The organism is Vibrio sp. KMM 9700, assembly GCF_058545285.1.
The window spans coordinates 296,087-311,274 of sequence record NZ_CM178590.1 but is presented as its reverse complement, the minus strand read 5'-3'; the positions used below and the strand labels follow the sequence as shown (position 1 = coordinate 311,274).

Genomic DNA, 15,188 nt, shown 5'->3' with positions numbered 1-15,188 from the left:
GAGGATATTAGTCAGGTGCTCAGGCACTAGGTTGCGGCGATAATACAAGCGTTAGAGATAGCAAAGCCCCAGAAAATTAAGCTAGGGCTTTGTTTTAGATGAGGGTTAGACGTTATTAAGAGATTTTCAACGCCGGAACTTGCTGGGTGATGCAATGGATATTCCCACCACCAAGTAAGATTTCACGCGCATTCACGCCAACCACTTGATGCTCAGGAAATGCCTCTTGCAAGCATAATTTAGCTTGCGTGTCATTTTTAGGGTCTAGCAATGGGAAAATAACTTGCTGATTACTAATCAAAAAGTTTGCATAAGAAGCGGCTAATCGCTCGCCTTGCTCACGCTCCATACCATCGCTAAAATCAATCCCGTCCGCTTCGCTTGCCTTGATATACAAAGGTCCAGGCATCGGCAGTTTATACACTTGTAGCGCGCGACCTTTGGCATCTAATGTATTGGATAAGACTTCAAAAGCTTCTTGGCTAATAGCATATTGAGGATCGTTTGGATCATCACACCAAGTCAATGCTACTTTGCCAGGGCCAATCACATGCATAATATTATCAATGTGGCCGTTGGTTTCATCATTATATAAACCGCGTGGCAGCCAAATCACTTTACTGATACCTAAATAAGCTTTCAGACAATCTTCAATCTCAGCTTTAGACATATCCGGGTTACGACTCGGATGAAGTAAACACTCCTCAGTGGTAAATAAAGTGCCTTCACCATCCACATGAATCGATCCACCTTCTAAAACAATCGGCGCTTTAAACATGTGATCATTGGTTAATTGAAGCATTTTGTCAGCAACTAAATTGTCTTGATCCCAAGGGAAATAGAGACCATCGACCAAGCCGCCCCAAGCATTAAATTCCCAGTTGATGCCTGCGCGTTGGCCTTTGTCATCAATCACATAGGTTGCGCCAATATCACGCATCCAGCAATCGTTATACGACATTTCCACCACTTTAATCTCAGCATTAAGCATGGCGCGTGCATTTTCATATTGCGATGTATCGACGAGCATCACGACAGGGGTCGCTTGAGCAATGGTATGCGCGACCTCAACAAAGGCTGCTTGCGCAAACTTCGCGCCAAAACGCCAGTTATCTGCGCGCACTGGCCACGCCATCCAAACTTCTTCTTGTAGCGTATGTTCACCCGGCATATAAAAGCCAGCAGTATTAGGTAAAGTTTCAGTTGTTAAATTCATCTTATTCTCCTGCTGCAAGGCGATATGCTTGGTTAGAGTCTGTATTGCTGTGTGCTTTTTTCTTTGCGTTATGCAGCAAGACTTCACCGATCAAGATGGTGACCAGAATGCCAAGCACTACGGGTAAACTGTACGTCCAATCAATGCTAAATGAGAAAATCTCAGGGAATACAAAAAGCAAGATAGCCTGGGCAATGACTGCAAAACATACGACAGCCAAGAGTGCTTGTACCCAAAGTGGCCCTTTGATTTTAAATGGACGCGGTGATTGTGTATCTTTTAGGCGTAATTTATAAAATGCTGGGAACATAAATAAATATGGCATCAAGAAAATACAGCTTGAGAAGGCAAACATAGACCAAAACAATTCATCGTTAGATTGCGCAAACAGGGCGTAAGTTAAAATCACGCTTGTTGATACCACTCCTGTGATCACGTTTGCGCCAACAGGGGTGTGGTATTTTTTCGACTGCACTGCCACGATTTGTGGAAGTTCACCTTCTTTGGCTGACTCACTTGCCGCGCGGCTTGAACCCATGGTCCAGCTGACCATATTGCCGATAAAAGTGATCAGCGTCACGATACCAAGGCTAGTCACCATAAATTGACCGAATGCACCGTCACCGAAAAGTGTTTTTAAAGTATCGATAATCCCAGAAACCAAACCAATTTCTTCCACTGGGAGCGCAAGTAAAATGCCTAAAGTGCCGAAGATATATAAGAAGGCTGTGATCCCAATGGCTAGGAAAATAACCTTTGGTACATCTTTGATATTCTTCATCTCTTTGGTCATGGTAGCAACCAACTCAAAGCCCATCAAGTTAAAAACTAAAGCAGGTAAGAACGCAACGCCGGCATCAATCGATGGCACCATGTTGGCCCATGAAAACTCATTGGCAACGCCATTTTTAAAGGCATAGATAAAGCCGCCAATGCCAAGTACTGAGATGATCAAAACCTTTAACACTGCGCACACATTGGTGATCCAAACGCCGATATCAACCGACACATTACATACCCAAACCGTTAGCCAAGTGAGCAAAATGCAGATCCCAATTTGATAAGAAAGGGCTAAATCTGGGGCAAAAATAGATGCAAACATGCCGGCAAATAAAATATATACAGCAGGCATCCACAAGCCGACATTAATCCAATAATACCAAGTGGTGCGCACCGCCCAATTGCTACCAAAAGCTTTTTTCACCCAATCATAAATGCCGCCTTCTCCAGGGTAAGCAGCGCTCAGCTCTGAAGTGATAAGCCCGTATGGAATCACAAAGAAAACCAAAGTAAGTAGCCACCAACTTAAAGAGCTGACGCCGATAGAAGCGGATGCGGTTAAGGTATCAACCACCAAGACGGCGCATAAACTAAATAGCGCCAGTGGCGTGACGCCCATTTTTTTACTCGTCATAACCGCCCCTTATTTAGATAGTTGGCCATCAAGCGTTTGCATCACTTGATAATGCTCTGGGCGGCGATCACGGAACAGTCCCCAAGAAGCTCGTTGGAACTCAATTTCATCGAGATCAAACTCATGCACAAGGACGCCTTGCGTGTCACGGTCAGCTTTTTGTTGGATTTGACCGGTGTGATCAGCAATAAAAGATGAGCCAAAGAAAGTCAGGGATAAATCTTTATATTGGGCATTTTCAACGCCGATACGGTTAGAGGCAATCACAGGTACTTGGTTGGCTGCAGCATGACCTTGCATCACACATTGCCAATGCGGCTGAGAATCTAACTCAGGTTGGCTTGGCTCACTGCCAATCGCAGTTGGATAGAAGAGTAACTCAGCCCCTTGCAGCGCCATCGCACGCGCTGTTTCTGGGAACCATTGATCCCAGCAAATACCGACGCCGATTTTGGCATAACGAGTTTGCCAAACTTTGAATCCAGTATCGCCAGGGCTAAAGTAGTATTTCTCTAAGTAACCGTCACTGTCTGGAATATGAGTTTTACGATAAGTGCCGAGTAAACTGCCATCTGCATCAATCACAGCCACGGAGTTAAAGCGTACATTGCCTGCTTTTTCAAACCAGCTAAATGGCAGCACGACTTCAAGCTCTTTAGCAAGGCGAGTAAGTAATTGAAAGGCTTTGTTTTCTGCTAAAGTCGTTGCAAGGCTATGATATTTTTCAGAGATTTCAATACAGAAATAAGGCGTTTCAAATAGCTCTTGGAGTAAAATGATTTGTGCACCTTCGCTTGCGGCCTGACGCACCAGTGTTTCCGCTTGAGTTAAGTTTTGCTCTAAATCCCAAGAGCAAGCCATTTGAGTTGCAGCCACGCGTACATTTCTCATTTTCTATCCTTTTTCATTATCCATATAAAATTGAAAGACTTATCCAGAGGTAAAAACACTGGTAGTCGAAAAGTTAGTATTAGTTTTAATGAAAATTAGGTTATTATGGAAATGCAATATTCTTATTTTTATATGAGAAATTTTCATAATCTAACCCTAAGGTATTAATATGGATATAGATATCAATCAGTTGCGACTTTTAGTCGTTTTGGAAAGAGAGCGTCATTTATCAAAGGCTGCATCGAAACTTTTTATGAGCCAATCGGCGGCCAGTCATGTGTTGGCTAAATTGCGTGAACGCTTTGATAACCCTTTGTTTATTAAAACAAGAGAAGGGATGAAACCCACACCTTTGATGGTTTCTTTGTTGCCGGATATTGAAAAAGGACTGAGCTCGATTGATATTGCGCTGGATCGCATGAAACCCTTTCAGCCAGAATTAGATGCCAAGACTTTTTATATCGGCGCGATTGATTACTTTGAATTTTATGCTTTACCAAAACTTGCTAAAAATCTTGAAAAAACAGCGCCTAATATACGAATTGCGATTGAAATTTTATCTGAAAATATGCAGATGGAGAGCATTGAGCAGGGGCGCATTGATTTAATTTTAGGTGTGGATGAGCTGCAAACCATGCCTCGCTACTATAATCGCCACCATTGGATGACAGATCCTTATGTTGGCATTGTTGCAACCAATAATCATCTTGGTGACAAATTAAGCTTAAAACAATATTTAGAAACCCCACAAATTCATCTGCCTTTAATTAACTCTGGAGCAGATTTAATCGACCGTTACTTGATGACGCTACACCAATCACGCCAAATTGCGATGATAGTGCAAAGTTATGCGGTGGGCGGCATGGTGACGGCAAAAACTGATTATTTAATGAATGTGCCGCTGCAAATTGCACTGGAGTTGACTCAGATGTTGCCCTTACGAATTGTGCAACTGCCTGAAGGGATCCCAGATTTATCCTTAAGTATTTTTACCCATAATCTTTATGATAACCAAGACAGTGTGCAGTGGTTAATTCAGCAAATTCAAAATGTTGCTCAAAATTAGTAGCAGAGAGGGTGAAATTTAGCCTCTTCATTAAAATTTACCTATCTCATTAGAGTTTGTGACAAATCAAACTTTTTATATACAAAAATGAAAAAAACACAGCATTAGTGTGTATAATACATACACTCTCTAGAGGTTTTATCAAGAAGTTTGTTCACCTAAAGGATTTGAAAAGGAAACATAAGGAACGGGCATATTATCATCTAGATACTTTTATTTTTTGCTCCACAAGGTTTTTCAATGCTAGATAAAGACAGCCAACTGAAGAAGAAAAGTATTCTCTTCGCCATCGTATTCACTTGTATAGCGACAGCTTTTGTTTTATTCAATAGCTACCATGAGCTAAATAAGAATTTACAAAAGATAGTCTTCCCTAATATTTCTCAAAAATTCAATGAGATAGCTTTTAATACTCAAAACCAATTTGATAGTTTAGAGTACACTTCTATCCGTGAAGATTATCTAACCAACAAGTTTGCGAAGCAAAATATCGAACTTGCAGAGGTTGAAAACGCACCAAAATCACCTATTTCAACTTGTATTGATGAAATCAAATATGATGAATCGACAGACAGTTATAGCAGCCATGCGACATTGCGCCCAAGCAAAGAAAACTTTAGCGGCGTATTGCTCGGGAAAGGCTCATTAGATGATTTTAGTGACACTGAGCTACGTCTTTTATGTACAGTTTTAAGCACAGGTCGCGTCAACTCTGAAGCCATCCGCATGGTTAAAGAAAATCCGAAACTTGATTCACTTTATTATTATGTTTCAAGCGATAAGCCGTATTTTTATATTTATAATGTTGAAATGAACGACAATCGCTTCTTACAGTATAAAAGTACAGGTTTGAGTGAGTCGTTGTCACGCATGCAAAGTGAAGTCCCAGTGGATTATTGGATTTCAGAGCAATATGTGGATCCTTTCACTGGCAAAAAAGCGACCACTTTCATCAAAAATATTTTTGACCACTCGCATCAAATCAGAGGCTTCTTGGTACGTGATATCTATAAGCAAGATTTGACCAAGCTGGTGTACACAGCGTTTAACCAAATCGGCTTTGATTTGAACTCTTTTGACCATCTGAATATCCGTTTATTTAACCATGATCGCGCGATTTATGATCGTGAAGCTCGACTTAATATCGGCGGCGTACAGCGTGTGATTGACTTCACTGCGCCAAAAGATACGCAGCAGATTTCTGACTTTGGTAACGTTGATATTCAAGTCTCAATCGGTGTTTGGAGTCTATTTAAAGTTATCGTCCAGCGCGATCCAATCTTATTATTCGCGACGCCATTCTTTATCGCTATTTTCTCTTATATGTTCTTCTTGCAGTTGTTCCGCGGCTTTAGAGAAGGGAATAAGCAGTATTTTGACTCATTAACGCCATCATATAACCGTAACGGTCTATATAAGATAGTGTTTAAGAAAATAGAAGACTCGATTCACAAAAATACAGATGTCCATATTTTCTCGATTGATGCGAATAAGTTTAAGCAAATCAATGACAAATATGGCCATGATATGGGCGATCGCGCGATCAAGTTGATTGTGAACTCGGCGCGTTATGTCTCGAAAGCTAACGATGATATCGTGCGCATGGGCGGTGATGAGTTCCTTGTCTTCTTATATATTCGTCATGGCGCAGAGTTTAGCCCTGATGAGTTTATGGACCGCTTGAATAAGAAAATTGCCTACGATTGTAAGTCGATGTCGATTCCTCTGTTCACTGTTAGCGCAGGGCATATTCTGTTTGATATCAATAGCGATCAGACCTTATCGCAAGCCTTGAGCAAAGCCGATAATATTTTGATTAATAAAAAATCGGTTAAGAAAATCGATACCATTTGCGAAGAGTTTGACAGTTTTGATATTAACTTATCAGACGAAGAAGTTGAGATGAAACTTAATATGCATGAGCGTTTAAACTATATCTCCGCTGAGCATCAACTACAAACTGAGTTAAATGAAAAAGTTTTATCTTGCTATCATGGTGAGCTTAACTACTTGATAAGTAACTACTTCCAGTTGATGTATAAGTGTAATCGGACTAATAACAACTTGCATGAATATCGTATGCGTATTGTTGAAAGTCATCATCAGGCAGGTTTACCTATGTCGTTATTCTATTTCCTATTTGTGAAATATAGCAATTTCTTGTTCGATGAAATGAATCTCACGGCAGAAGAAAAAGTTGTTAATAACCGCGTGATTTCATATGAGTTGCACTTTGTCTCAAGCTTAAAGACTCGTTAATCGGGTTTAAAAAACAATCTATCTAACAAATAAGCATCAAGATCACTTCTTGGTGCTTTTTTTATGAGAAATAACCATAAAAAGTATATGATTTATTGTGTGTTAGGATATAAAAGTTAGACAGATGAATCGATTACCTTTACCTGTTGAAAAATGGAATTTTGAGTTTGCGCAGATTATTGATAAGCAGCTAAAATTCATACAGCTCATTTATGTGCGCTCAGATTATTCCCTCGATAATATCTGTGGTAGTAAGATTACGCATGATTTAAAAGCAGATGATTTTGAGTCCTTGATTCAGCAAGAAGACACAGGATTTGAATACCCTTATCAAGGGCATTTACTTTATTTGCAACGCTTGCCGAGTTTTGCGAATTTCTTTTTAATTTATCAATTCCACAGCAGCTTACCCCATATTACGGATTTCTATCGTAAAATCATCCAAGTGACGTCCCGTCAAATTGATGCTGATATTCAAAATACTAAATTTGGTTCAGAGTTTCATATCCTGCATGATGCGCTCGATAAAATTGATACCTTGATCTGGGTGAAAGATGACAATGGTTGTTATAGCTATTGCAATCAAGCCTTTGCCGATCGTCAAAATAGCACCAAAGAAGAAGTTATCGGCCATCCCGCGGATCAGTTTTTTGACTCTCGATATGTGGTAGATTTTAATATTGCAGATCGCTATGTGTTCCAAACAGGGCGCAGTCACGAAGAAAACAATTATCCCATTTATAATAAGAAAACCAAGAAAATAGAAAGGTTTAACGTCACTAAGACGCCTATTTTTGATCGTAACCAAAAAGTTCATAAGCTCATCGGTGTGTCCAATAATGTGACTGAGCAAAGTCAGCTGTTAGAGCAGCTCTCACTCACCGCTGAGATCTTTGACAATTGCTCAGAAGGCATGCTGATCACGGATAAAGACAAAAAAATCATCCGTGTGAATAAAGCCTATGAAGCGATCACTGGTTATCGCGAAGAAGAAGTTCTTGGCACGCTGCAATCAATTTTTAATCGTAAGAATGTCGATAAAGATTTCTTCAAGTCGGTTTGGAAAAGCTTAAATACGCGTGGTATTTGGCGTGGTGAGTTAATGAGTCAACGCAAGGATGGCAGTACCTTTCCGCAATGTGCGACCATTAATACTGTGTATGATGAGCATGGTGAGCCGGCGTATTATTTTGGTATTTTCACTGATATTAGCTTGCAGAAAAAGAGCGATGAAAAACTGCATAAATTGGCGTTTTATCATCCATTGACCAATTTGCCCAACCGGGCTTACGCATTAGAGGAAATTAACCGCCGAATTGAAATTGGTTCGAAAGATTTTGTTTTATTTATCATTGAAGTGGATCAGTTTAAAACCTTGAATGACAGCATTGGCTATCAAAATGCCGATCAAATCTTACTTCAGATAGCAACGCGCTTAGTCACGCAAGTCGAGCCAGAATGTTTTGTGGCCCATTTAACCGGCAATGAATTTTTGTTATTAGGCAATTTGCCGCTACGTGAGCAAGATAAATATCTCGAAGCCTTGATAGCTAAAGTACAAAGTGTGTTTATCCATCCTTTCTCTTTATCTGAAGAAATCAAATATGTGCATTTAACCTCAAGCATAGGGATAGCCCTGTATCCGCACAATGCGCAAAACTATGAAGATTTGATCCGTAATGCCAATTCAGCTTTAAATCAATCCAAAGACAGCGGCCGCAACACATATACCTTATATAAAAACGAGATGAGTAACCTTGCGCACAAGCATTTGAAGATTCGTATGTCACTGCGTGAGGCGATAGAGCTTGGCGAGTTTAACCTTGTGTATCAGCCGCAGTTTAGTTTAACCACACCGCAAAAATTAGTTGGTTTTGAAGCTCTGCTGCGTTGGACGCATAATGAAATGGGCTTTATTTCACCGGCAGATTTCATCCCCGTAGCGGAAAAAACAGGTTTTATTGTGCCGATTGGTGACTGGGTGCTAAACGCGGCTTGTAAGCAAGCCAAAGCATGGCTTGACGCCGGCTATGACTTTGGGCGGATTGCAGTCAATGTTTCCGCATTGCAATTACAACAAGGAAATTTTTACAAAACGCTGCGTGATCAACTGATTGAAACTGGCTTACCTGCGCAGTATCTAGAAATTGAAATAACCGAAGGCGTGTTGCTTGATGATCCTGTCTATGTGCATCAAGAGCTTAAAAAAGTGCGCGAGCTAGGGATAGAAGTGGCATTAGATGACTTTGGCACGGGTTATTCATCCTTGTCTTATTTAAAAGGTCTACCGGTGGATAAGCTTAAGATTGATCGCTCATTTATTTTAGATATTCCTGAAAATCCAGATAGTAATAATATCGTCAAAGCGATAATTGCGCTGGCTGACAGCATGAAAATAAAAGTCATTGTCGAAGGCATAGAAACCAAGTCACAGCAAGATGCACTGACGGAATTTGGTTGTGGTTATGCGCAAGGGTTTTATTTAGGCCGGCCGATGGATAGCGCGACTGCGCAAGCGCTTTTGGATAAGTCTTAAATAAAACAAACCCTCTTTATGCATCAATTATATGAATTATAAAGAGGGTCGGTTGAAACTTTCATCTGTTAGATATTAACGTTTATTAGAGATTAGCGCTTGTTTTTCAAATAACGTTTGCGGCGCTCTTCTTTTTTCTTGATCTTCTCTTCGGTGCGTTTGGCTTCCGCGATTTCCACTTCGACCAACTCTTGCGTGATCATATCTGGGTGCTCAAGAGTGATTTTTCCAAGCGTGCCGTTTCGCAATTCATGCAGCAAGATTTCACTGGCTTTATGCAAGTCGACTCGACCACCCGCGCGCAAGCAGCCGCGTTTAGTGCCCAGCGCTTCCATCAATTCCAACGCTTCCATCTCAGAAACTGGCTGATCACACACATCTGCAAGCTGATAACGCTCATTTAAAAGATCCGCATAAGCATCACGCAAATATTCAATGGTATAAAACGCGACTTCATCATATTCCATCGCCGTATCTTTAATTGCGCCCGTTGCCGCTAAGCGAAAGCCACTATGCGGGTTTTCAACTTTTGGCCACAAAATTCCCGGCGTGTCAGAAAGTACAATGCCATTTTGCAGATTGATACGTTGCTGACGGCGCGTGACCGCAGGTTGGTTACCCGTTTGCGCAATGGTGCGCCCAGCAAGGGTATTGATAATGGTGGATTTGCCCACATTTGGGATCCCCATAATCATGGTGCGAATGTTCTTCCCAATGTCAGTGCGATGCGGAGCAAGGCTGCGGCAAAGCTCCATAATTTGATGAATTTCTTGAACATTGTCAGTGGTAGTGGCTATCGCTTTAACGCCTTGCTCTTTTTCAAGGTGTTCAATCCAAAGCGCGGTCATGTCTGGATCAGCAAGATCACGTTTGTTTAGCACCTTGATACATGGCTTATCTTTGCGGATCTGCGCAATCATTGGGTTTTCACTTGAAAATGGGATACGCGCATCCAGCACTTCGATAATCACATCTATGGTTGGCACCACTTCTTCGATTTCTTTACGTGCCTTGTGCATGTGGCCCGGAAACCACTGAATTTTGTTGTTAATCATTAAATAAGCCTTTGGAGATTCTATTAGCGCAGATTTTAACAGTTTGTGGGGAAAAGGGGAAATGGGGGCTTTCTCTACCCATTTATTAGGAGAGGGCTGGTGGGGTTATTTCGTAGGCTCATTAATGTCGTGGTGGCTTGTGTGTGGTCGTTTTGTTTATATTTTTTTGCAAGGTAAGAGCTGTTGGTAATATACTGCTCCTCCCCTTTCCAAGGGGAGGTTGGGTGGGGTTAATTTCGCAGCACTATTAGTTGCTGAGTTAATGTGATCTTATATTTTTTAAAGCATACTTCACTCTGATAGTTTACTTGAACAATTAAGTTAGCTATTTATTGAATAATCAGTGATACTTTTTTAAGGCAATAATTGTTTCAGTATATGATTTTGATAAGGAGCGGACAGTGGAATATCCAATTAAAGGCGCATGCCAATGCGGGCAAGTGACATATTTTTTACATGATAAGCCGATAAAAGTCTCAGCATGTCATTGTACGGAATGCCAAAAATTATCAACTAGCGCATTCAGTGTCACAGCAATAATAGACGCATCTAAAATTGAATTTTTTGGACCATTAAAAAGTTGGGAACGTATCGCGGAAAGTGGTAATCGTAATTGTGCGATGTTTTGTTCTAATTGTGGCACCCGTATTTACCACTTTAACCCTGATGCCCCTAATTTGATAAAACTTAAGTTAAAACCTGTCAATTTTCCTCAAGACGATATTTTTAAGCCTCAATGCCATATATGGGTCGGTGAGAAGTTAAGTTGGTATGAGATAGGAGAAGATGCCGTCATTTTTGATAAGGGCGCGAATTAAGAGGATATATGCCCAGGGATATAAAAGATTGAATAAAAACGACAGTTATCAGGATGGGGTAACATAATTGATTGGCTTATTATCAGCATTCATTATTTCTTAAATGAGTAGACTTTAATGTTTAACACCGAATAAAAGGCACATCACGCCATTTGGTCGTATATTGTGGGGTAAGAAGTTCACGCTTCATGCCCCATTTTTGATTGATCCCTTGGGCGGCTAAAAATAAGGTTTCACCACCATACTTTTGATTTATTTTATCCAGCACTTGCATCAAGTTTGGATTATCTGGCGCAGGGTTTAATAAATCCAACTGCTGGTGTTTTTCACTAGTAAGATCAAGCAAGCCAACGCCGATTTTGTAATAACAAACGCCAGGCTGATAGAGCTGTTTGGCGATTTGCGTGATCAACTGGGTCATCACTTTGGTATCACTGGTTGGGTAGGCGAAATGATGCAAGGTTTTAAAGCTGGCAGGTTTTTCATCATAAGGTGAATTGGCAGCAAAGCACATCAAGACCTTACATAAACTGCCTTGTTGGCGGGCTTTGTAAGCAGCGATCGCAATATGCTTACTCAATGCTTGCTGCAAATCAGACAAACTTGTGATGCGCATGCCCATGCTGCGGGTTGAAAAGATTTGCTGCTTGTCTGCGCGCGCCTTGTCCCATGAAATACATTTGGTCGCGTTTAATTCCAAAATTGTGCGCTGCACTTCAATATTAAATTCACGCTGAGCGCGAGCCAATGGCAATTGCGCTAAATCCAGCGCAGTGTGCACTTTTAACTGACGCAGTTTCACGGCAAGTTTTCTGCCTATTCCCCATACATCTGCGACATCGATTTGGTTTAAAATTTGAAGCCTTAATGGATCATTATCTATCACGCATACACCGTTGAACCCTCTGATTTTTTTGGCTGCATGGTTGGCTATTTTGGCTAAGGTGACGGTTGGTCCCATACCGACGCAAACGGGCAAGCGGCACTCTTTCCAAACCGCTTTACGAATCGCCATCCCTTGGGCGGCAAAGTCAGGGATCAGATCTTGGCAATGTTTAAAATGTAAAAAGGACTCATCAATCGAATAGATATGCTGCTCAGGCGCAAAGCGGCCGATCACTTGCATCATTTTGGCGGAGAGATCTGAATATAGCTCATAGTTTGAAGAGAGCGCAATCACCCCTTTTTGCTCACATAAGTCTTTGAGTTTAAAGTAAGGTTGAAATTTGGGAATACCTGCTTGCTTGGCTTGTCGATTAGCTGCAACCACCATGCCATCATTGTTGGATAAGACAATAATAGGCTTGCCGCGCCACTCTGGGCGAAAGACTTGTTCGGCGCTGCAATAAAAAGAGTTGGCATCGACTAAGGCATACATATCATCTTCCTTTTTGTATTTAATTCATTAACAAATAACTCTGTTGGTGACAACGAATCGAGCGGATCACTACGCCTTCAATCGTAAAGGTGTCGTAATCATGAATTGGCACAGGCTGAACTTTCTCATTTGCTGAGAGGAGCATGCGTCGCTTGGTATCGAGCAATTTACACACAAACTCACCGTTAAAATTTGCCACGATCACATCCATATGCCCCGCGCAAACGTGGCGATCAACAATCAAAATATCATCATTAAAGATCCCAACCCCTTGCATCGACTCCCCACATGCTCGGCCAATAAAGGTGGCGCTCGGATGCTCGATGAGCAATTCATCCAAACTAAGTGGAAGTTGAGAATATTCTTGGGCAGGGGACTCAAACCCGCTGATCCCGGCACTTGCTTTGATCGGAATGACTTTCATAAGTTTAAATTACTGTATAAATAAACAGTATTTTGGTATAAATTTTGTGGGAAATCAAGGGATGTGTTATTTATTTTTCTCAAGGCTTGTAAGTGGGTACTCGCTGCTTGACTAATCTAACTGATACCAGATAATTCAAATCACGGCTCTTATCTAGTGAAACGAAACGTATGACCCCAATTCAACTTCACGGCAGTTTAGATACTGAATTTAAAACCTTAGATGCGATGATGCGCATTTATTGCCACAAGCATCATGCAAGATCAGATAAGGCTGCATCTGATTTATGCCATGAATGTAGCGATCTTCTTGAATACGCCAAAATGCGCTTGGATAGATGCCCATACGGTGAGCAAAAGCCAACCTGTAACCGCTGCCCAGTGCATTGTTATAAGCCTCTGCCAAAAGCGAAAATGAAGCAGGTGATGATTTACTCTGGGCCAAGAATGCTACTCCCACATCCGATTTTGGCGATCCGCCATTTACTCAAAGAAAGACAAAAACCAGTCGGTAAGCCGGTTGGCAATCAATCCAATCGCGCTAAGCGGCGAGGTGATGTGCAACGTCGCTCGCACTAGCACTTTCCCCAAGTTTCAGTTACCATTGCGCACTTTTTTACACATCCGCAATCAAGAGGGAAATCTATGTATATCGGTTTTGACTACGGCACCGCCAACTGCTCTGTCGCGCATATCAAACAAGGTCAACCACAGCTTTTAGCACTTGAAAATGCAAGCACTTACATCCCCTCAACGTTAGCTGCGCCAAATCGAGAATCTGTCTCTGAATACTTATTTCGTAATCGCAATATCAAGCCTTTAGATACCCTTGGCGAAAACATGCTGCGCCGCGCGATGCGCATCAATGAAGAAGAAGGGATTGATTTAGATGATGAAGAAGTTGCCTTTGGACAAGCTGCGCTCGATCTCTATTTAGAAGCGCCGCGTGATGTGTATTACGTCAAATCGCCAAAATCCTTTTTAGGTGCAGCCGGTTTACGTGAGCAGCAGCTGAGCTTTTTTGAAGATCTAGTCTGCGCCATGATGGATAACATTAAAACCCAAGCTGAGCTTAGCACTGAGCAAAGCATTGAAAGCGCCGTGATTGGTCGCCCGATTAACTTCCAAGGCAGTGGCGGTGAAGCGGCAAATAGTCAAGCGCAGCAAATCTTAACCAATGCCGCCAAACGTGCAGGCTTTAAACAGGTTGAGTTTCAGTTTGAGCCGGTTGCCGCAGGTTTGGAATATGAAGCAAGCTTAACCCAAGATCAAACCGTATTAGTGGTTGATATTGGCGGCGGGACAACAGACTGCTCGATGATCCAAATGGGCCCGTCATGGCAAGGTAAGCCAGATCGCAGCGCAAGTTTGCTTGGGCACAAAGGCCAGCGTGTGGGTGGAAACGATCTCGACATTGCCTTGGCATTTAAGGCTTTTATGCAGCCGTTTGGCAAGGGTAGTGCGCTTGACTCAGGGCTTGTGATCCCAACCACTCAGTTTTGGAACCCGATAGCAATCAATAATATCGATGCGCAAAATCGCTTTTATTCGCGTCAAAACTTAGCGGATTTAAGCCTGCTGCACAAAGAAGCCCAAGAGCCGAGCAAACTAGCACGTTTACTTGAGGTGTATCATGAAACCTTGGGCTATCAAATTGTGCGCCGCGCAGAAGAAGCAAAAATTGGCTTATCTGAAAAAGAAACTCATCACGCGCAAATCCAACTAGTTTCTGAGTTACTTGAGCTAGATATTGCCCGCGATCTGATGATTGAAGCGATTGAAACCCCAGTTGAAAAAATGACGGCGCTAGCGCGTGATGTGGTCGCAGAAGCAGGGGTGAAGCCCGATGCAATTTTTATGACAGGCGGCTCAGCCCGCTCACCCATTTTACGCGACGCCGTGGCGCAAGTATTGCCGGATATCCCGATTGTCAGTGGCAACTACTTTGGCTCGGTTACCGCAGGTTTAGCGCGTTGGGCGCAAGTGAGTTTTGAGTAATCTTGTGAACAAGATACGCTTGAACTGACACACTAAAAAAACCATTGTGGCTCTATAGCAATGAAAAGCGCTGAGTTATTGTCACCACTAGATAGAAGCATCTTTTTTCAATCTGGGGTGATGATAAGGAGCCA

12 protein-coding genes are annotated in these 15,188 nt (G+C 41.9%); 6 read left to right on the top strand and 6 right to left on the bottom strand.

What is annotated here, in order from left to right; translation table 11 throughout:
* Window positions 1-115: 115 nt before the first annotated feature.
* Genes aguA through aguB form a run of 3 tightly spaced genes read right to left on the bottom strand, consistent with a single transcriptional unit; the run spans window position 116 to window position 3,521 of the window.
* The gene (gene aguA / locus AC2VOY_RS12655) at window positions 116-1,216 is read right to left on the bottom strand and encodes an agmatine deiminase (protein ID WP_491833968.1); all 1,101 of its coding nucleotides are present in this window, start codon (window positions 1,214-1,216) and stop codon (window positions 116-118) included.
* A gap of 1 nt (window position 1,217) precedes the next feature.
* The gene (locus AC2VOY_RS12650) at window positions 1,218-2,630 is read right to left on the bottom strand and encodes an APC family permease (RefSeq protein WP_491833967.1); all 1,413 of its coding nucleotides are present in this window, start codon (window positions 2,628-2,630) and stop codon (window positions 1,218-1,220) included.
* 9 nt (window positions 2,631-2,639) lie between these two features.
* Window positions 2,640-3,521: an N-carbamoylputrescine amidase gene (aguB, locus tag AC2VOY_RS12645; RefSeq protein WP_491833966.1), complete on the bottom strand. Its 882-nt coding sequence runs from the start codon at window positions 3,519-3,521 to the stop codon at window positions 2,640-2,642.
* A gap of 169 nt (window positions 3,522-3,690) precedes the next feature.
* Here aguB and AC2VOY_RS12640 point away from each other — a divergent pair, with 169 nt between their 5' ends.
* From AC2VOY_RS12640 to AC2VOY_RS12630, 3 genes are all read left to right on the top strand, one after another.
* On the top strand, window positions 3,691-4,587 hold the full coding sequence (locus tag AC2VOY_RS12640; RefSeq protein WP_491833965.1) for a LysR family transcriptional regulator: 897 nt from the start codon (window positions 3,691-3,693) through the stop codon (window positions 4,585-4,587).
* A gap of 240 nt (window positions 4,588-4,827) precedes the next feature.
* Entirely contained in the window at window positions 4,828-6,846 is a 2,019-nt protein-coding gene (locus AC2VOY_RS12635) for a GGDEF domain-containing protein (RefSeq protein WP_491833964.1), read from the top strand.
* 124 nt (window positions 6,847-6,970) lie between these two features.
* Window positions 6,971-9,382 carry a putative bifunctional diguanylate cyclase/phosphodiesterase gene (locus tag AC2VOY_RS12630; protein ID WP_491833963.1) on the top strand — a complete coding sequence of 804 codons (2,412 nt, stop codon included), beginning with the start codon at window positions 6,971-6,973 and terminating at the stop codon, window positions 9,380-9,382.
* A gap of 92 nt (window positions 9,383-9,474) precedes the next feature.
* Here the strand turns inward: AC2VOY_RS12630 and ylqF are convergent, their stop codons facing one another.
* A complete protein-coding gene (ylqF, locus tag AC2VOY_RS12625) occupies window positions 9,475-10,437 on the bottom strand; it encodes a ribosome biogenesis GTPase YlqF (protein WP_491833962.1) in 963 nt (320 codons plus the stop codon).
* 401 nt (window positions 10,438-10,838) lie between these two features.
* Between ylqF and AC2VOY_RS12620 the strand changes: the two genes are divergently transcribed.
* Window positions 10,839-11,255, top strand: a complete 417-nt coding sequence (locus AC2VOY_RS12620) for a GFA family protein (RefSeq protein WP_491833961.1) — start codon at window positions 10,839-10,841, stop codon at window positions 11,253-11,255.
* A 121-nt stretch (window positions 11,256-11,376) separates the two neighbouring features.
* On the opposite strand, the gene AC2VOY_RS12615 is transcribed toward AC2VOY_RS12620, so the two are convergent.
* Both AC2VOY_RS12615 and umuD read right to left on the bottom strand, forming a co-directional pair.
* Entirely contained in the window at window positions 11,377-12,633 is a 1,257-nt protein-coding gene (locus AC2VOY_RS12615; protein WP_491833960.1) for a Y-family DNA polymerase, read from the bottom strand.
* Between the two features lie 19 nt (window positions 12,634-12,652).
* Complete coding sequence (umuD, locus tag AC2VOY_RS12610; RefSeq protein WP_491833959.1) at window positions 12,653-13,057, bottom strand: translesion error-prone DNA polymerase V autoproteolytic subunit; 405 nt, start codon at window positions 13,055-13,057, stop codon at window positions 12,653-12,655.
* A gap of 170 nt (window positions 13,058-13,227) precedes the next feature.
* Between umuD and AC2VOY_RS12605 the strand changes: the two genes are divergently transcribed.
* Together AC2VOY_RS12605 and yegD are read left to right on the top strand one after the other, a co-directional pair.
* A complete protein-coding gene (locus AC2VOY_RS12605) occupies window positions 13,228-13,635 on the top strand; it encodes a nitrous oxide-stimulated promoter family protein (RefSeq protein ID WP_491833958.1) in 408 nt (135 codons plus the stop codon).
* A 66-nt stretch (window positions 13,636-13,701) separates the two neighbouring features.
* The gene (gene yegD / locus AC2VOY_RS12600; RefSeq protein WP_491833957.1) at window positions 13,702-15,054 is read left to right on the top strand and encodes a molecular chaperone; all 1,353 of its coding nucleotides are present in this window, start codon (window positions 13,702-13,704) and stop codon (window positions 15,052-15,054) included.
* The last annotated feature ends 134 nt before the right edge of the window (window positions 15,055-15,188 follow it).